Genomic DNA, 17,789 nt, shown 5'->3' with positions numbered 1-17,789 from the left:
AAGTGACAGAAAGCATTGTGCAGACCGACCCACGTAATCTTTCCATTTTTCAAGACTTGAAGAACCTGGGTGTTTTACTGGCAATTGATGATTTCGGAACAGGTTATTCATCTTTTGCTTCCCTTAAACACCTTAAGGTTGATTGCCTGAAAATAGACAAATATTTTGTTAACGATATGCTTGTCGATAATCAAGCACTCACCCTAATTAGTTCGATGATAGAAATGGGACACAAACTGGGATACGGAATAATCGCTGAAGGTGTTGAGAAACCAGAACAACTTGATATTCTTAGAAGCCTTGGTTGTGAGAAAGTGCAGGGCTATCTGTTCAGTAAACCAGTCAACGTCGATACAATTTCAAAATTACTTGTTACCCGGCAGCGCAAATTGAACAAAATGGCGTCAGCCGCATAACCAAGAATTCTTATTCTTTCGAAGCATTGGGTGGTGAATTTGATTTTTCATCCTATCACAATGTAGCGCGATATTTGGATACGATCTTATCGAGACATGCATATAAACCACTTGATGCAAATGCTGAGAATTGACTCGTATTGCATGAGAGAACTATAGCCGATCCGCACATGTCCATCCCCTTCGAGTATTGGTTGCATCATGCAATTTTCTACGCATTATTATTTTTAATTCATTATGCGTGCGGATTATTAGTCATTCATCAATATTTCAAAGTTAACTACACGCGCAAAATAAATCATTTCGCATTTTTCTTTCTGCCGACTTTACTGTCATCCGTCATTGAGTATCCCTATAGCGCAACAACATTTTTCATCGATGTAGTCTGCGCATTTATTTTTCTGACATTTTTTATAGCGCCCTTGCGCAATAAGGTCAGGGTGCTTTCCGTGATGTTCTGCTCGTTTGATAGGCCGGAAGATAGACCATTTACATTGACTTGGCTTTACACACAGTTTATCGCCAGCTACTTGGTCCTCATCCCCTTGCTGGCTTACTTCGAAAGCCGCGACATGCTACCGCTCATCATGATCATCATCATTGCCAATGGTGTCGGTGACGGTCTTGCAGAACCCGTCGGGATAAGATTCGGCAAAAGAAAATATACGACTTATGCGCTTTTTACCAAGCAAAGATACGTTCGTAGTTATATTGGCAGCGCATGCGTATTCATAACAACTGTGATTGCGATATTGGCATTTCACCAATATTTCAATTCCACTCAGCTAGTTGCCGCGCTACTTCTAATGCCGATCCTGATTACCTTAGCCGAAGCTTTTTCTCCACATACCTGGGACAGCCCGCTCATCTATGCAACCGGAGGCGCTTCATTGATCGGTATTTTCCATTATTTGTAATTCGATGATCAATCGAGACACGTGGAATAATAGCTGTCTCTAAAAGCGACATGATGCAAACCCGGAGCCACCGGAGGCAATTTTCTGCATGCTGCCGAACTGGGATCTGATCAAGTGATGTTGGTATTCCTAACGTCATCCCAACCAACTGTGCTTAATGATCGTTAAAGCTCTGTAACTCCTGGTCGATATGCTTCAAGAAATCGAATTTACTGACATTTAAGCGGATACCGGTTGAATGTCCACACATTTACTTCTTTTATTTACTAGGAAAAAAGATGATGAGAAACCTCAACAAATGCAACTCACACCCGGTATCGGCACAGATGATACTTACAAGCCTGATTTTCTTCGCTACGCTCATGCTTAGCAGTTTGGCCAAGGCGAGTGAACTCCCCGTGGCGCCCACCAATTTAAAAGCCCATGTCGACTCAACAACTAGCGTAACCCTGACTTGGAAAGCGTCCTCCAATGGGACGATCTATCACAAATACATGGTCTATCGAAATAACAGCTTGATAGCTTCGTTGGGCCCGGTTCTTTCCTATAGTGACACCGAATTAACTGCTGAAACAATCTATTCTTATACTGTAAGTGCGTGCGATATATGGAACGATTGTTCGGAGAAGAGCGCCTCCGCAACCGTACAGACCCCTAACCCGAACAGCTCAATGTCTGTGTCGGCCAGCACGTCTGGCCCTATCACAGCACAAACCATCATGGGGATGCTGACTGTCGACAGCAATGACATGAGCAAGCTAGGCAGTGTGTTCGTCGCTGCCATTATGCCCAGCAATCGGGGTGGCGGAGCCTATTTTCTGAATAGCAGCCTGGCCTGGGTGCCATTCACGGGTTGCGATAAGGCGCCCGCATACCTCACCACGACGCTCTCAACCCACGATAAGATATCGATCATCGCCACCCCGACAGACTTGAGTGAAAGTGTGGGCATTAAAATTTTTATCGGTTACGGCCTAGGCAGCGTCCTTTCCCCGGCCGGATCTGCTTGCACCAATATGCTCAACAATGGCACTTACAATTTGGCGCATACCATCGAGTAAATTAAAACACCGCATCCTGACTCAGGTGTAATCCCTTCTATACTTGCTTTCAGCACAGTATAGGAGGCGCATCAAGCAGCATGAAATAGAGTTAACAAAAATAATTGCCAGGCCTGTCACTAACAGTTTCTGCATTTACAAAGCATAAGCCCAATTGCCGTTTTCAATCTTTGTGCGTGCCATAATCACATAAGAATGCTTTGCAATTGATCGCTTTCGCTGCTTGAGTACATTAAATCCACCTTCTGCTTTCTCGATTCTTTTCTACATTTCAGCCACAAAAGCTTCATTTCCTATCGAAAGAGATTAACACTCACCGTAACCCTAAAAAAACCTTTAGAATGTCGGCCCTTCTCTTGAAACAATAACCCTTAGGTACAGACTTTGATTACAACCGCCAATATCACCATGCAATTCGGCGCCAAGCCGCTATTTGAAAATGTTTCCGTAAAATTTGGCGGGGGTAATCGCTACGGTTTGATTGGCGCGAATGGTTGCGGCAAGTCAACGTTCATGAAGATTCTCGGCCGGGACCTTGAACCCACTGCGGGCAATGTCACGGTCGACAGCGGTGAACGGGTGGGCAAGCTGCGTCAGGATCAATTCGCTTTTGAAGATTGTTTAGTCATTGATACGGTACTGATGGGACACGCGGAGTTATGGCACGTCAAACAGGAGCGAGACGCCATTTATGCCAATCCGGATGCCACGGAAGCAGAATATATGCATGCCGCCGAACTGGAGTCTCAATTTGCCGAACTGGATGGGTATTCTGCCGAAGCGCGCGCCGGAGAACTGCTGCTTGGGGTAGGCATTCCTTCTACCCAGCATCATGGATTGATGAGCGCGATTGCGCCAGGATTCAAGTTACGCGTGTTATTGGCACAGGCCTTATTTTCCGATCCGGAAATCTTATTACTGGATGAACCGACCAACAATCTCGATATTAATACCATCCGCTGGCTGGAAGACATCATCAACGCCAGCAAAAATACCATTATTATCATCTCCCATGACCGGCATTTTTTGAACAGCGTTTGTACGCATATGGCTGATCTGGATTACGGTGAACTACGCATCTATCCCGGCAACTATGATGACTATATGATCGCCTCGACCCAGGTGCGCGAGCGTATGTTGACCAATAATGCCAAGAAGAAAACGCAGATTGCCGATTTGCAATCTTTTGTCAGCCGTTTTTCTGCGAATGCGTCGAAAGCCAGACAGGCAACCAGCCGTGCGCGACAGATTGAGAAAATAAAACTGGAAGATGTCAAACCATCCAGCCGCCAATATCCTTATATCCAATTTGAAGTGGATGACCGGGATAAGCTGCATCGTCTCGCGGTTTCCATCAAAGAAATCAGCAAGCGTTTCGCTGGAATGGACAAACCTTTATTTGATCATTTGAACTTGGATATAGAAGCCGGCGAAAAAATCGCCATCATTGGCCCTAACGGAATCGGAAAAACCACGCTGCTGCGTTGCCTTGTAGGCGAGCTAATACCGGATTCCGGTACGATAAAATGGCCCGATAAGGCACGTCCCGGCTACTATCCGCAAGACCATGCGGCTGATTTTGAAGAAACCCTGTCATTGACCGAATGGATGGACCAGTGGCGGCAAGGCAATGATGACGATCAAACGATCCGCGGCACATTAGGCCGATTGCTGTTCTCCGGCGATGACGTCAAGAAATCCACCCGCGTGATTTCTGGCGGAGAACAAGGCCGCATGCTCTTTGGCAAGTTGATTCTGCAGAAACCGAATGTTTTGCTGATGGATGAACCGACCAATCATCTGGATATGGAATCTATCGAATCACTGAATAGCGCACTGGAGAAATATACCGGCACGTTGATTTTTATTTCCCACGATCGGGAATTCGTTTCCTCACTGGCCACACGAATTCTTGAAATGAAACCGGAGGGTATTAATGATTTCAAGGGTAATTATGAGGATTATTTGAGATCGCAAGGGATTGAATAAGCTGAACCAATGAACAGAGTGATGTTGGGATTCCTATCGTTATCCCAACCTACCATGCTTGACATAATCTATAGTACACACTCATTTTTCCTGATTAGCAACCTGACTCTTTCTGTAGTCAAAGCAGACAAGATAATTGACGCGAGACATTTACCCATCGTCCATATCGTCCCCATATTCTTGATAGATAGTTGGCTTCCCGTCTTCGTCGAGATAAACATCTAACTTAATATGATTGTACTTGATTGTTGTTGTGGAGTAGAGGCTGACACTATCGGGAACGTAAGTCAGTCTAAAGGCTTCGGCTAGAGAATCAGTAAGCAGATCGGATTGAACAAACAGCACCACATTCGTGCCCTTTTCCCGCTGAGCCGAAGCAAATAGAATTCCATCGAACGGCTTATCGTGTACATGCGCCAGATACTCCGACATTGTTTGCGTGATTAAGTAATCGAACTCCCGCCCTGGCACTATGGGCTGAGATATGAGTCTGTGTATATGTCTTAGGAAGGCTCGCTTCTCAACTTGCTCTGTAAAATCAGGCTGAAAGTAGCTAAGTGCTTTCCCACCTCGAGCGCGTTCTAGCCGTGAGAAATCGAGAAGGCGTAGCGGCTCAGTTGTCTCTAGAGTGATAAGCGCTATATCATTTCCTAGGGCTGGACGCATCTCGGCTAGACAAGTGTCTTCCTCCATCGCGCCATAAAATACAACCACACCTTCCGAATTCATCCTACCCGATCGAGCATAATCTTTTGGTGGCGGGCCAACGTACTTGAACGGGTCTGTGAAGATGTCACTCAGCATTGATTGAGAAATGCAGATGCGTGCCCTAAATAGCTTCGTATTAGTAGGCAAAAGTTAATAACCACAGGCTGGTCATCTTCCCATGATTTAAGATCATCTACATCATCAAAGAGTTTTTCGAAGAGGGTACGGGCTGATGGGCTGAAAAAACGTCTTTTGTGTTTCAATTCGTCTAGCGTGTACTGCCATTCTGCAAAATAATGCCCAAGCTTAATACGGCTTTCGATGTAAGAACTTGTATTGTCCCAGAAGCACTCATCGCCATCTTGTGGCCAACAATTCTCAGCCTCGATCACAGCGTCAACGATTTCATCCTCAAATTCGAAATACTGTCCGAGTACTTCTTGAACTGCCCACGATATTGGCTCACCCTCTGGCTCCCACCATTCCTCGTCATTGTCTCCGAACTTTTTGACTTCCGGTCCATGGCAAAAATGTTTGCGCATGATGGGTTCCATCAATTTTCCAAGCTCATTAACGGTGAATGCATTGTTTCTTTCTTCGCCACAAACTGAACATCTGCGAGGTTCACCCCTATCTTCAATGATTTTTTTAAGGTAGAAGTCTTCAACACATTCAAAGCACACCGCCGTATCCATTATTGGATCAATTGTATTTAAGTGACTGGAGCCATATGACCTCCGCCGTTATGTTCCATTTACTCGTTAATGCACAGTTGGGAACAGGCCCAGAATCAAGAATCCAACTATATTTTCAATTCGTAACTTACCTTGTGCTCTGCCCTTGCCGGATTTCAGAAAAACGGTTCCAGCCGTAAGACATTTTGGATCTTGCCACGATGATCCTGGCTTACGCCCGCCGCATCGGCATAATCTCGCCAGCGGGATACCACTAGCTGCACGTCGTTCAGGATTACCTTGGCTTGCCCGCGTTTCAAACCGGCCACTTTTTCAACCGCGATAAAATCAGCCAAATCGAATCCATCCCGCTTGCCATTCAGCGTCATTTGGTGCGTAGAAGTCCAACGCCCGGCGGATTGATAACTGTAGGTGACATCAAATGCGGGCGCCAATGACCAGGTACCCTGCTTATCCATCAGGAATGCGATGTTTTTGACATGATCGTCCTGGTTGCGTGCGACCACATTGAACACCATGCGCCGGAATTGTTGCTCCACGTCGCGCATTGGTAGCTGCAGCCGTTTAATGACTTGCACCGTTTGTTCGTAACTGTAGGCGCCCGCCAGATTGAAATCGTAATGCGCCAGCGCGCCCAGGGATTGCATGTGCAATTTGCCGCCGCTATCGGGATAATCGAGGCGATCGAAACGTTTGGTCATGAAGTGCTGGCGACCTTTTTCTTCCAGCAGGCGGCATTCGTTCATGTGGATTCCGGCATCGCGCGCCATCAGATAATAGGCATACTCAATCGCGCCATAGCCATTGGGATCTTCTAGTTCTTTGTCCTTATTGCCGCTGACGCCGTCAAACTTCAGCAGCCAATAACCGAACCCTTCCGGCGCTTTCACCTGGCCGGAGCGCACCTCATTCGTAACAGGATTCCAGGCAATCACCGCCTTGGCACGCGCGCCACCGGCTGAGGTGCCTACTTGCAAGATCTGCTTGAGCGCATGAGCTTTCTGTACATCGTCACCAAACGTTTCTGCCAGTTGTTGACGATGCGTGAGCACTTCCGACGCCAGCTTGATCAACTGTTCAAGCTGGATTTTCTGCGACGTGCGCGCCTTCGGGCCTTTTACCGGTGAAAATTCTAGCGCTCCCATGCCACGGCTGCCGGTATAGCACAGCCGCTCCACTACATTGAAGGAATCCGTCTGACGGCCTTGCGTGGCGAGCCAAGCGTCGATCAAAGCATTGCCGAACTTATCCGGTAGCGAATCGGCCAATAGGCCGGGCAAGCCATGGAAGGTATCCTGCCCCAGTGCCGGAAAGCGATATACCGTACTGGCCAACGGCATCGTCAGCGGCGCAATCTCGATGCCGCTACGGGCAAACTGACTGTCGTATTCAAAGCTCGCCACAGTACCACCGTCTGCCAATGCCACAGCACCGATGGTACGCCCCCACAATCTCACTTCCGCAACTGTGCTCATGATGTTGGACAGCTTTTTATGATGACGAATCACCCCAAGTCCAGGGTTTTTCGCCAGATTTCATGACCGGTACAGTACGTTGACCACTCGCCCGCTGCCGCCCCTTGCCTGCATTCTTTTCCTTTAATAACGCCATCGGACTTGGACCTGTTTCCGGCAACCATTGATCCAATCCATCCATCAAATCCAATACACGACACAGACGCACCAATGTAAGCAACTGCACCGATTCGCCGGCCTCAACCCGCTCCACTGTGCGCTTAGCCACCCCGGCTTCCGCCGCCAGTGCCGCCTGAGATAACTGGCGCGCGATACGCCGCTGAGCCAGACGCCCACCCAGCTCAGTCAGTATAATTTCATCAGACAATTCGTTACTTACCATCATATTCGCCATTTATGTCGACTTATTAGCGATAATATACATTATATCGTCAAATATGGCGAATTGATTAATTCAATTATTAACGGAATAGCGTTTTACACCAAAACAAAATATCTTTTAGCTCATTATTTTTATTCAGATTCTCAATCCATTTTTCTCCGCCACCCACAGTCATATCAGCCAGATTCCGCTAAATCGATGCGCTGGAAAAACGTGTAAAGCGGAGAGAGATCGGATCGATACGCGTACGTAAAATGACTCATTGCGGATCACTCTTCGCGTCAAGTTTAAGTTCGCCGGACCATCAAAAAACTTAACTTCCTGACGGTCCGCTTAAATGAATTATCGGGTAGCTTTGGGTACGTCCAGGAGCCTGTCGGACTTAAGCAATCGTAGCGAGCCGAGTGGGGGAGTGAGTGCAGATTTTCTCAATTTTTAAGCGCATAGCGAGACTATGCAATGAAAAATTGAGGAAATATGAACCGCTATCCCATTGGCGCAGTAGATTGACCTTAAGCCCGACAGGCTCCTAGGCTAATGTTACTTTTGTTTTGCCGCCCAGAGCCTTGCCGTTTCTATCGTAGTTCTGCACAACAATCTCTTTGCCGACGATATCGATACGTGTGAAATTATCATCCTGCTCAAAACCGTAGGCTTTGTAACTCATGATGACATCATCATTGACGTCGAAGTCGTCGCCTTCCAGCTTGGAATCGTGCACGAAGGACAGAGGGTCACCATCCGCAAAGGCCCAGGGCCAATAGAACGCGGAGGAAGTGATGCTGAACGCTCGCAGCGGAAGCTGGCCGATGGCTTTGTGGGTGAAGGTAATCTTTGCGAGATTGGAACAATGCACGTCGCCACTCAGGAAGACGACATTCTGGATATTTCCGCTAACAATAGTTTGAAGCAATTGGCGCCGTGTCTCAGGAAATGCTGCCCACGAATCGTCTTCGCATTTCTTGCGACGACTGCGCTCGTCGGTACCGGCTGTTTCGACTCCGTTTGGAACGAAAATACTCGGAGATACGATGAACTTCGGGCGATCGCCCATCTTCTTCTGCTGCGACAGGAGCCAAGCACATAGAATGTCGATCTGGCCCTGATAATTTGGCGCGCTCGGCTTGGTAGGGTAACCTAGGAGATGATTGTCTTCGAGAACATAATCTTTGTCATCACGGACACGTTGGGTGCGGCTATCCATAACAAAAAATGGGTAACCATTGCACTCGAATGAGTAGAACAGCTTATCGCCATCGGCGTCTTGAACCTCGCCCCGAGGGCCGTAATTTCTTGGGCAGTGCAGCCATTGGTAGCTCATGTAAGCAGAAATCGCGGTCTGGAACAGGAGTCGTTTGTCCGCGTCTCTGTTCATTCGGCCTTTGACCCAGTTATCCTCGATTTCGTGATCGTCGAGAATCATATAGGTGGGCACTGAACGAAGCAGGGCACGCATATTCGGCGAACTTAATGCCGTCACGTAGCGTTCGTGAAATTCTGACGGGGTGTCGGCTCGCTCGAGTGGAATCTGACGATGTATTTTATCCGCGTAAATCTGGTCGCCGACCATCAGAAGGAACTGCGGTGCATTCTTGGATTGGAACTTCTCGTAAATGGATCCAAAGATGCGGTCCGCTTTCTTTGCAGCCCAGAGGAGTCCAGGGTAACGACAGGAACCGAAAATGAAGGATAGGCCTTTCTCGTCGCTGTCCTGGTAAGTGGTGAACTTGGCTTCGCTTTCCCCGGGAAGCAATTTCAGGTCGCCACATAAAGCTTCCGCTTCGGGGAGCTTCTTCAGCAATTCTTCATCTTCGACGTTCGCCATATCATCGGTGCTGTCGATTGTGAGTGAGCCGACTCTGACGCTATAGGTCGTATTGGGCTTGAGCTTGGTGAAATCCACGACACCTGTGCGATCATATTCCCGGTGAAGGCGCAGATAACAGGCTGACTTGGTGACGTAGGTGCCCTTGGCATCATACAGGGCAGAAACGCCGACAGTACGTCCAGGTGCCTCATCAGACCCACGCATCCAGATACGGGTGGAAGTGCTTGTCGTGTGACCTACGATGGGGCCTACGCTGGGGCTTCGTAGCATATTACTCATGATCAAATCTCCTGTGATTTATCCGGTCAAGGTTAGTTGAAGGTGCCTGAGGACAGGCAGGCGCACCTCACTCATGGCGTTATTCCCGACAATGCAGTCAATGTGCCCGGAGGCGTATAAGAAAAATAAACGTACTCTTCATGGCAGATGAAAGTACTGAAAGTCAGATGAAATGTCAAACACACTGACAACCGATCAGAAATCCAATGGATAATTAATATTGTATTTATACAATACAATACAATCAATGAATTAATTGATATAATGCCTTATGCTTTATATGCCAGGGTTACACTGGGGTTACATTACGAGAAGTATGAGGCGATAAAAACCCCTCACAAATACGGGTTAGCGATTAGCAAAATAGCATATTATTTAATTTTAAATAGCACGTTGTTTGTTCACAATAGGGAATTGAATTATTTTGCACTTTGCGATGGATTCGCCAAGCAATCTGCGAATTTCTTTCAGCCCATTTACCGGATCACCAAATGGTTTTGTGTGGCGAACAACATGCCTTACTGATTCTGTAAGTGTCTCAATAAATTCATGTAGCTCTCTAACCCTCGCGCACGCAATCTGCGCTCTATTTCGTATCGCGATAATGGATAAATGGTTGGGGTTTTCGGTTCTCTACGTGAACGTGCTTTAGATGTTGCAGTCGCTGCTTTGGCTGGCGTTGTCATGATAACCTCGTGTAAGTGATTGAGGTCTGCCACTTCGTTCCTAAGTGAGGTGGCAGGCCAAAAACAGGTTAGGAACCGCCACGAGTAACGGCCACCCGAAGATTCCCATAATCGACCCGCCATAAAAAACAGGCGAAAAAATAGCGCTGACATTCTGAGCGCTATCCTCTCGTGTTTCGGGTTCCTACGCCCGATCACTACTTTTGCAGTGACAGCTAAAGAATAATCCCATGGGATTCCAGTATCAATTTTATTTGCTGATTATCAGGAGTACCGTAGTATCAACGCCGCCAACAACCAAACAAGATCAAAAATGTAACCAGGTTATAGATACAACTTCAGAAAATTAATCTGACTTCAAAAGGCTTTTTGCCGCAGCTTTCAGATCTGCCGCTAAAGCTGCTCGGTTTTCTTTATTGTCGGGAGTGTCGTAGATATAGAAATAGAATCCACTCTCGTCGTGAGTGAACTCAATAGTGTAGCGGACAGGCTGTTTTTTTAACCTGAATTGCGAAAGATTTATAATATTATTGTTCAAAGTTGCGCGCTATATATGAATAATATTGAGCAGTTTAAAAATATTCAGCATATTTAATCTACCAGATTCTTGTAGAAGTTATAAACAATCGTCAGGTAGAAGTGCATGAATAGGAGCAAAGTAATAAAAACCCAGCCTTCTTTGTCTGAGGAAGAAGGCTGGGAGGCCAAGCTTGCTGGTAGAGTCAGTTGACCTGCTGTAATAATGGTATTTTTTAATTATTAGTTCTGTGCGGTTGCTAACATAAGAAAAATGACAGACCCGCCATTAAAACGGGGCAGGTTAGTGCGTTCTGTTACGGTCGGGCAGTCAATGTACGGTTTCCGGGCAAGTCAAGTATTTCGAAAAAGCTCAGTGAGCAACCAAGGCTTTGGCTTTTTGTTCGGCTTCAACTTCAGTTTTGTGCGTACTAATAAGCTTGCCTTTCATGCCAAGCACGCAAGATTCACGCAATTTCAGTATGAATCCATTTTGGTAAATTCTTTTTCATTTTATTCCTTTGTTAATTGGTCATTAGGTGGTTGTTTTCTGCGGTTCTAAGTAGTTTTGAAGATAAGCACCCCTTATATGTTTAAAATAATCGTCTGTAGTTGATTATGCGGCGTTATCTTCGTTCAAAATCCGATTCAATGACGCGATCAATGAGGGGTAAATTTCGTCTCCTGGTTTCGCCATTAAACTTGCTGGAATTGTGTAACGTCCCTCCGATTTAAGAAGATCATCAGCCGTACCCATGTAAATCAAAAACAGTATGCTTTGGGCACCAATCAATTGCTCAGGGGTGACTTTTACGCCTTGCTCTCTCAAAGCCGTACCTAACCAGCCGATTTGTAAAAACCACAAGTCTGGGACAATCTTCCTTAAAGCTTTTGTAACGCCAGAAACTTCTTCAGCGCTGTAAACTTCATTCGATGCAATTGCAGTTTTGTTAATCTGTGCTGATTGATATGGTTTTCCGCTGTTCCCACCAATCCTTGTAGATTTAGTTCGGAAAGGTTCTAAATTAGATTTGCGCCATGCAATAGCTTGGTCCAGGTCTCTCGGCATTCCTTGTTTAATCAATCTGTTAGTCATTTGTGTCGATATATCTAAGGCTGCGGCCAGATCAATTGTTTTCATTTAAATGTTGCCTTATTAAAGGTTGTTTAGAAACCTGAAACCTGAAACCAAATTTAATTGCTGGTTCGCTAGAATTTAATTGAGGTGTTCATTACCCGCATATTCAAAACCACAGGAAGGCCCCGTTGATTTCTAACAAGATCAAATACATGATATTTTTTGTCTGCCAAATTTCAAAAACTCACGGATTAAAACCGACATAACCGACATAACCGATAAACAAGCGAATATTCACACTCTTAAACACTCCCGCCCATCCCTTCAACAAACGTATCAATAAACGATTTAATCTTATCAGCCACCCGCTCAATGATTGGTTTACGCTCCAATATCTTGGGTTTAAAGTTGAGTGTGTCGACAATTTCCTGATCGCGCGGCAAACGATTGGCGAAGGTGTAGTGGTTCAGTATTTTTTCCAGTTCTTGCGGTGATAGGTTTTCTTCTGCGCATAGTTTCATGAGCGCTTCTTTTTTGCTGGCTGTCCAATATTTCTCAAATGCCTGAATCACGTTTTCATTCGGTTTGAGTTTAGGCAGGTTTTCTTCAATGAATGCTTCAATCAGTGCGCGTTTGCTGCGCAGTTGAATTTCACCGGCTACCAGATCAATAATTTCCTTTTGGCGTTTCTTCGCTTCCTCAGGATTAAGTTTATTCAGGCTTACTAACAAATTGAGGATATAAGCGACATTGATTTCATCCCGATGAATCAGGCTTAGTTCAAAATCCACATCTTCCAGGATAGAAACTTTCTCGGGATCAGTCTGTTTTTTAACCTTATCGTGTATATCCAGGTATTTGCTTTTGTAGTCTTCAAACTGCTGCGGTTCCAGGTTTAAGTTTGCATCATCAAAATCGGCAAAGGTGGTGAGGATGTTCTTAATGCGCAGCAATTCTCTAAACTTGGTGACAAAAGCCAGTTCTGCTTTTTCATCGGGCAGAACATCCACACTGGCAACTGTCGGGGCTATGGCTAGCAGTTCTTCAGTGGCCTTATTAAATTTCTCCACATAATCTTCATACGGTTCCAGCAATACCGTCTCTCTCGCATCCTTGTTGGAAAATAAGGCAATGGCTTCATCGGTGGCGGCTTTCAGGTTTCTGAAACAAACGATATTACCTTGTGATTTCTTTTCATTCAGGATGCGGTTAGTGCGTGAGAATGCCTGCACCAATCCATGAAACTTGAGATTCTTATCCACATACAAGGTATTTAAGCGCGGGCTGTCAAAGCCAGTCAGAAACATATTCACTACCAACAGGATATCAATCTCACCGCTGCGCACCCGCTTGGCAATATCCTGATAATAGTTATAGAACGATTGATTATCATTGGTGCTGTATTTGGTGCCGAACATCGCATTGTAATCGTCAATAAACTCATCCAGTTTATCCCGGCTGCTTTGGTTCACCCGTGCATCACTGGGCACATCGGGCGCTTCTTCCGGGATCATGCCATTGGCCAAGGGACTTGGTTCATTCGCGGCGTAGCTGAATATCGTGGCGATTTTAAGCGGTCGTGCTATTCCAGCCTGTTTTTGTTTGAATAGCGCGTAATACTGGATCAGGTTGTCGATACTGCTGACGCAAAACATGGCGGTAAAGCTGGGCGCTTTGGTTTTCTGCGCGTGATGAGCCAGAATATACTCGGTGATCTTTTCCAATCGCAACGGGCTGTCGAGTAATTCTTGTTTGTTGATGGCCTCGACTTCAATATCCAGTTGATTGGCGCTGTCCTTGTATTGGTATTTACCGACATATTCCACCGCGAAGCGCAGCACGTTTTCATCCTTGATGGCATCGACAATCACATATTTATGCAGACACTCACCAAACAAATCCTTGGTGGTCTTGATTTGTCCGAATCCATTATTGGCGTTATCCGCAAAAATCGGGGTGCCGGTAAAGCCGAACATTTGTGCATTGCTGAAAAAGCGCTTGATGTTCTGGTGCGTTTCGCCAAACTGGCTGCGGTGGCATTCATCAAAAATAAACACAAACTTGTGATCTTGCAGGTGTGCAATCTTTTCGAAGTAATAGGGTTTGATCAGTGCGTTATTGAGTTTCTGGATGGTCGTGACAATCAGCTTGGTGCTGTCATCGGTGAGTTGCTTCACCAGATTGTGCGTGTCGGTGGTGGCATCCACACTGCCTTTGGCAAACGCATTAAATTCACGTGTGGTTTGATAATCCAGATCTTTACGGTCGACCACAAACAGCACCTTATGCACTTTGGGCAGTCGCATGATGATCTGGCTGGCTTTAAATGAAGTCAGCGTCTTGCCTGATCCGGTGGTGTGCCAGATATACGCATTGTCGTTGCTGTTCTTGACCCGATCCACCAGCGCTTCCGTGGCATAAAACTGATACGGGCGTAATATTTTTAATACGCCTTCCTCAGTAATCACGGTGTAATGCGTGATCATCTTGGCAATATGGCAAGGCTTTAAAAACTCTTTAGCAAATTCACACAAATCGGATAAGCGATTGTTCTCTTTATCTGTCCAGAAAAAGGTTTGCAGAACCGATTGCGTTTTGTTGTTGGAAAAATACTTGGTATTCACGCCATTACTGATGATGAATAACTGCACATACTGAAACAATCCCGCCCCGGCATCATACGATTCATGCTGATAGCGGTTAACTTGGTTAAACGCCACTTTCAGCTCAGCACCCCGGCGCTTGAGTTCGATCTGCACCAAGGGCAGCCCATTGATCAGGATGGTCACGTCATAGCGGTTTTTGCGCTTATTTTCCATGCTGACTTGATTCGTGACCTGAAACTCATTCATGCACCAGTCATCACAATTCAGGAAACTGATATAAAGCGTTTCAGCCGGTTGCCCGTTGGCGGCTTCACGTTTGAGCGCAAACTTGTCACGCAATATCCGGGCACGTTCCACAATGGTGCCGGTGTTGAGATGATTCAGCACCCGGTCAAATTTGGGCTGGGTAAGTTGGATATTGTCGTTGTGGATTTCCAGTTGGCGTTTGAGGTTCGCCAGCATCGCAGCTTCATGATCAATGCGCACCCGCGCATATTCCATGCGTTGAAGCTGTTCGATCAAGCCTTGTTCCAGGGCGTATTCGGATTGTGTAGTGGATTGGATCGTCATTAAAGTTGGATGATTTGATTGAGTCGTTCACAAACCTGCACAAACAGGCTATCGCCAAGCTTTTCCAATGGGTGAGGTTTGGCACCCCGTACCCGCCAGTCAAATGACTTGGGCTGATGGCACAGCACGTAACTGGTTTGTTCAATCTTGCGTTTGGTTGTTTTGCCGATGGCAACAGCAAAAGGATTGTCTGCATTATAGTCTGCGGTGGTCATCGGTAAACCGATCACCAGAGAAGTCCTGTCATTAAAGATACGCGGAGACAGCACCAGGAAAGGGTGAATATCCCGCATTTCCTGTCCGGCCTGCGGGTTACAGTCAATCCAGATAATGTCCTGGCGCTCGGGTATCCACACACCGGCGCTGGCTGCTTTGGGCATTATGCGATTACCATTTTTCTGCACCTACGCTTTGTGCTGATGGCATCGCTTCACCGCCATGCCGGGCAGGATCAAATTGTGCTAGTCGTTGCTCCAGCGTCAATGGTTTATCTTGTACCGGTGTGATGATAATCTGGCCATTGGATACCGTCAGTTTCACCTGTTGATCAGCATGTACATGGGCTTCCCGTGCAATGGCAGCGGGTAAACGTACCCCAAGATTATTGCCCCATTGTTTGATATCCAGAATTACTTCGGCCATCATGGTACTCCAACATTGATATGTATATACGCAAGTATAAACATAACTGAAGCAGCAATCAAATGATCAAACAAATAATTGCTGTAGTAAGCCTTTCTTGTATTGTTTGACAGCATCAAGCTGGGTTTTGGTGTGGGCAATCTTGTCGTCGATGGCGGTGAGGAAGTTGGCGATTTTGGTTTGTTCTAGCAATACTGGGAAGTTAAAGCTAAATTTGTTTATCTTTTCAAGAGTAATTCTACTTATAGCTTGCCCAGCCATGGCATTGTTAATCTCATTAACACCCCATTGACTTTGAAGAACCTGTAACAAGAAAATATTATTAACTAAATCTGCTTTACCGTCTAAAACTGCAACGCTAGATAAAAGACTAAATTCTTCCTGTAAGCTATTGATACAGCAATTTCCCGTATTTGCGCCATCTTTGGTTAATAAAATATCGCCAATCTTCACAGGACATTTCATAAAAATCTCTTGATGCTCTTCATCTGAAATGTAATTGCAGTTTGAAAGGTCAATACCAGAATTTCGGATATTTTTTGATGTTAAATATCTCTTTGAACCATTTTTTGATTTTGGCGAGAAATGTGTTCCATCCATTATTCTTCTACAAACCTCTTGCAGGCTTTTAAATTTCCATCTCGGAAACTCCCGCCCATCCTCATCTTTAAACCGCAGCTTCTGGCTAAAAATCTGCTGCATGACGCCTTTTTTGTATTGTTTTAATAAGTCGTATTTTTGCGTGAGTTGGGTGATTCTTTCATCAATCGCCGTGAGGAAATTGGCGATTTTTGTTTGTTCTGAAAGGGTTGGTAATGCTAACGATAATTTTCTTTGGGTAGTTATCGGTACCTGATTTCTTGTTGATTGAGACATTATGCTGCTGTACTGGGAAACAAAAAAATCAGACTGAAAAAAATATAACAAAAATATGTTGTTAATTTTATTCAAATCACATCTGTAGTATGTTGCTGTCGTGCTGAGTATTACATAATTAAAACTCGTTCGTAAAATAGCGCAAGGCCCCACTGTTGCATTATGCGCAAACAAAACATCACCATTTCTTGCAATCCCTTTTTTAAATAGTTTTGCTTTTGCCTCTGGAAGGTATTTGCATCTATTAAAATCAATTCTTCCAGTTATAAAATCATTCGCTGTAATATAGGGAATTCCAGCTTTAGCAAATTCATTACTTTTTGGATATAAAGCACCATGATTTCCATCCAAATGACTAATTATTGATTTATTATCAATGAAGTATTGAATTGTATTTTTAATCCAGTTTTCTGAGAACCCATCAAACCGCAGCTTAGGCACATTCATGCTTACTTCTCAGCCACTGCAAACGGCGGCACAATCCCCAATTCATGGCAGAATGCCTCCATGGTCGCATCCGTCTGTTGGCTTTGTTGATCCAGTGCTTTGAGTTGTTCTGCAATCGCATCGAGATCAATCGCATCCTCAGCTTCAAACGTATCGACATACCTTGGAATATTCAGGTTGTAGTCGTTGGCTTTGATTGCTTCCAAGCTTGCTACAGCACTATATTTATCTTCATGGGTGCGTGCCAGATACGCATCAACAATCTTCTGGATATGTAACGGGCGAATGATGTTTTGCGTTTTGACTTTATCAAAGTGCTGGCTGGCGTCGATGAATAAAATATCGTTGGGATTGCGGCGGCATTTTTTGAACACCAACACGCAAGTGGGAATGCTGGTGCCATAAAAGATATTGGCAGGCAAACCAATCACCGCATCCAGGCAATTCATTTGCTCAATCAGATACTGGCGGATATGGCCTTCCGCTGCACCACGAAACAGCATGCCGTGCGGTAATAATACTGCCATCGTCCCATCATCAGCCAGTTGATAAACCATGTGCTGCACAAACGCCATATCTGCTTTGCTGCTGGGTGCCAGTTTGCCGTACACGCTGAAA

Annotated in this window: 16 protein-coding genes; 4 read left to right on the top strand and 12 right to left on the bottom strand. The window is 45.5% G+C overall.

Going from position 1 to position 17,789, the window contains the following annotated elements; all coding sequences use genetic code 11:
• Window positions 1–2 precede the first annotated feature (2 nt).
• The 4 genes from ACH10T_RS05410 to ACH10T_RS05395 all read left to right on the top strand — a co-directional run bounded on the left by ACH10T_RS05410 (window position 3) and on the right by ACH10T_RS05395 (window position 4,383).
• Complete coding sequence (locus ACH10T_RS05410; protein WP_394808301.1) at window positions 3–416, top strand: EAL domain-containing protein; 414 nt, start codon at window positions 3–5, stop codon at window positions 414–416.
• Between the two features lie 170 nt (window positions 417–586).
• Complete coding sequence (locus tag ACH10T_RS05405; protein WP_394808300.1) at window positions 587–1,333, top strand: hypothetical protein; 747 nt, start codon at window positions 587–589, stop codon at window positions 1,331–1,333.
• A gap of 671 nt (window positions 1,334–2,004) precedes the next feature.
• Entirely contained in the window at window positions 2,005–2,394 is a 390-nt protein-coding gene (locus ACH10T_RS05400) for a hypothetical protein (protein WP_394808299.1), read from the top strand.
• A gap of 384 nt (window positions 2,395–2,778) precedes the next feature.
• Window positions 2,779–4,383, top strand: coding sequence for an ABC-F family ATPase (locus ACH10T_RS05395; RefSeq protein ID WP_394808298.1), 1,605 nt, complete (start codon window positions 2,779–2,781; stop codon window positions 4,381–4,383).
• A 150-nt stretch (window positions 4,384–4,533) separates the two neighbouring features.
• Here the strand turns inward: ACH10T_RS05395 and ACH10T_RS05390 are convergent, their stop codons facing one another.
• The 12 genes from ACH10T_RS05390 to ACH10T_RS05335 form a co-directional block, all read right to left on the bottom strand.
• A complete protein-coding gene (locus ACH10T_RS05390; RefSeq protein WP_394808297.1) occupies window positions 4,534–5,187 on the bottom strand; it encodes an RES family NAD+ phosphorylase in 654 nt (217 codons plus the stop codon).
• Entirely contained in the window at window positions 5,181–5,786 is a 606-nt protein-coding gene (locus ACH10T_RS05385; protein ID WP_394808296.1) for a hypothetical protein, read from the bottom strand. The genes ACH10T_RS05390 and ACH10T_RS05385 overlap by 7 nt, the downstream gene beginning before the upstream one ends.
• A gap of 155 nt (window positions 5,787–5,941) precedes the next feature.
• Window positions 5,942–7,294, bottom strand: coding sequence for a type II toxin-antitoxin system HipA family toxin (locus ACH10T_RS05380; RefSeq protein WP_394808295.1), 1,353 nt, complete (start codon window positions 7,292–7,294; stop codon window positions 5,942–5,944).
• Complete coding sequence (locus tag ACH10T_RS05375; RefSeq protein ID WP_394808294.1) at window positions 7,278–7,643, bottom strand: helix-turn-helix domain-containing protein; 366 nt, start codon at window positions 7,641–7,643, stop codon at window positions 7,278–7,280. The genes ACH10T_RS05380 and ACH10T_RS05375 overlap by 17 nt, the downstream gene beginning before the upstream one ends.
• A 529-nt stretch (window positions 7,644–8,172) precedes the next feature.
• Window positions 8,173–9,750 (bottom strand): alkaline phosphatase D family protein, encoded by a 1,578-nt coding sequence (locus ACH10T_RS05370; RefSeq protein WP_394808293.1) that lies wholly within the window; start codon window positions 9,748–9,750, stop codon window positions 8,173–8,175.
• Between the two features lie 518 nt (window positions 9,751–10,268).
• Window positions 10,269–10,589 carry a hypothetical protein gene (locus tag ACH10T_RS05365; RefSeq protein WP_394808292.1) on the bottom strand — a complete coding sequence of 107 codons (321 nt, stop codon included), beginning with the start codon at window positions 10,587–10,589 and terminating at the stop codon, window positions 10,269–10,271.
• Between the two features lie 979 nt (window positions 10,590–11,568).
• Window positions 11,569–12,093 carry a hypothetical protein gene (locus tag ACH10T_RS05360; protein ID WP_394808291.1) on the bottom strand — a complete coding sequence of 175 codons (525 nt, stop codon included), beginning with the start codon at window positions 12,091–12,093 and terminating at the stop codon, window positions 11,569–11,571.
• Window positions 12,094–12,332: 239 nt separating this feature from the next.
• Entirely contained in the window at window positions 12,333–15,206 is a 2,874-nt protein-coding gene (locus ACH10T_RS05355) for a type I restriction endonuclease subunit R (protein ID WP_394808290.1), read from the bottom strand.
• Complete coding sequence (locus tag ACH10T_RS05350; protein ID WP_394808289.1) at window positions 15,206–15,586, bottom strand: type II toxin-antitoxin system PemK/MazF family toxin; 381 nt, start codon at window positions 15,584–15,586, stop codon at window positions 15,206–15,208. Before ACH10T_RS05350 ends, ACH10T_RS05355 begins: the two co-directional genes overlap by 1 nt.
• Window positions 15,587–15,593: 7 nt before the next feature.
• Window positions 15,594–15,848 carry an AbrB/MazE/SpoVT family DNA-binding domain-containing protein gene (locus ACH10T_RS05345; RefSeq protein ID WP_394808288.1) on the bottom strand — a complete coding sequence of 85 codons (255 nt, stop codon included), beginning with the start codon at window positions 15,846–15,848 and terminating at the stop codon, window positions 15,594–15,596.
• A 66-nt stretch (window positions 15,849–15,914) separates the two neighbouring features.
• Window positions 15,915–17,171 (bottom strand): restriction endonuclease subunit S, encoded by a 1,257-nt coding sequence (locus tag ACH10T_RS05340; protein ID WP_394808287.1) that lies wholly within the window; start codon window positions 17,169–17,171, stop codon window positions 15,915–15,917.
• Window positions 17,172–17,173: 2 nt separating this feature from the next.
• The coding region (locus tag ACH10T_RS05335; protein WP_394808286.1) for an N-6 DNA methylase at window positions 17,174–17,789 on the bottom strand (616 nt) is incomplete at its 5' end.

Origin of the sequence: Nitrosomonas sp., from assembly GCF_043753625.1 — a bacterium.
Taxonomy (GTDB): Bacteria; Pseudomonadota; Gammaproteobacteria; order Burkholderiales; family Nitrosomonadaceae; genus Nitrosomonas.
Note: the sequence above shows the minus strand (reverse complement) of the source record. Positions and strands in the feature narration are given on the sequence as shown.

Excerpts from the sequence above, each read along its gene's own strand:
- ACH10T_RS05365 (WP_394808292.1), bottom strand. The coding sequence starts at position 10,589 with ATGTCAGCGCTATTTTTTCGCCTGTTTTTTATGGCGGGTCGATTATGG.
- ACH10T_RS05360 (WP_394808291.1), bottom strand. The coding sequence starts at position 12,093 with ATGAAAACAATTGATCTGGCCGCAGCCTTAGATATATCGACACAAATG.
- ACH10T_RS05370 (WP_394808293.1), bottom strand. The coding sequence starts at position 9,750 with ATGAGTAATATGCTACGAAGCCCCAGCGTAGGCCCCATCGTAGGTCAC.
- ACH10T_RS05375 (WP_394808294.1), bottom strand. The coding sequence starts at position 7,643 with ATGGTAAGTAACGAATTGTCTGATGAAATTATACTGACTGAGCTGGGT.
- ACH10T_RS05340 (WP_394808287.1), bottom strand. The coding sequence starts at position 17,171 with ATGAATGTGCCTAAGCTGCGGTTTGATGGGTTCTCAGAAAACTGGATT.
- ACH10T_RS05345 (WP_394808288.1), bottom strand. The coding sequence starts at position 15,848 with ATGGCCGAAGTAATTCTGGATATCAAACAATGGGGCAATAATCTTGGG.
- ACH10T_RS05350 (WP_394808289.1), bottom strand. The coding sequence starts at position 15,586 with ATGCCCAAAGCAGCCAGCGCCGGTGTGTGGATACCCGAGCGCCAGGAC.
- ACH10T_RS05390 (WP_394808297.1), bottom strand. The coding sequence starts at position 5,187 with ATGCTGAGTGACATCTTCACAGACCCGTTCAAGTACGTTGGCCCGCCA.
- ACH10T_RS05355 (WP_394808290.1), bottom strand. The coding sequence starts at position 15,206 with ATGACGATCCAATCCACTACACAATCCGAATACGCCCTGGAACAAGGC.
- ACH10T_RS05400 (WP_394808299.1), top strand. The coding sequence starts at position 2,005 with ATGTCTGTGTCGGCCAGCACGTCTGGCCCTATCACAGCACAAACCATC.
- ACH10T_RS05385 (WP_394808296.1), bottom strand. The coding sequence starts at position 5,786 with ATGGATACGGCGGTGTGCTTTGAATGTGTTGAAGACTTCTACCTTAAA.
- ACH10T_RS05405 (WP_394808300.1), top strand. The coding sequence starts at position 587 with ATGTCCATCCCCTTCGAGTATTGGTTGCATCATGCAATTTTCTACGCA.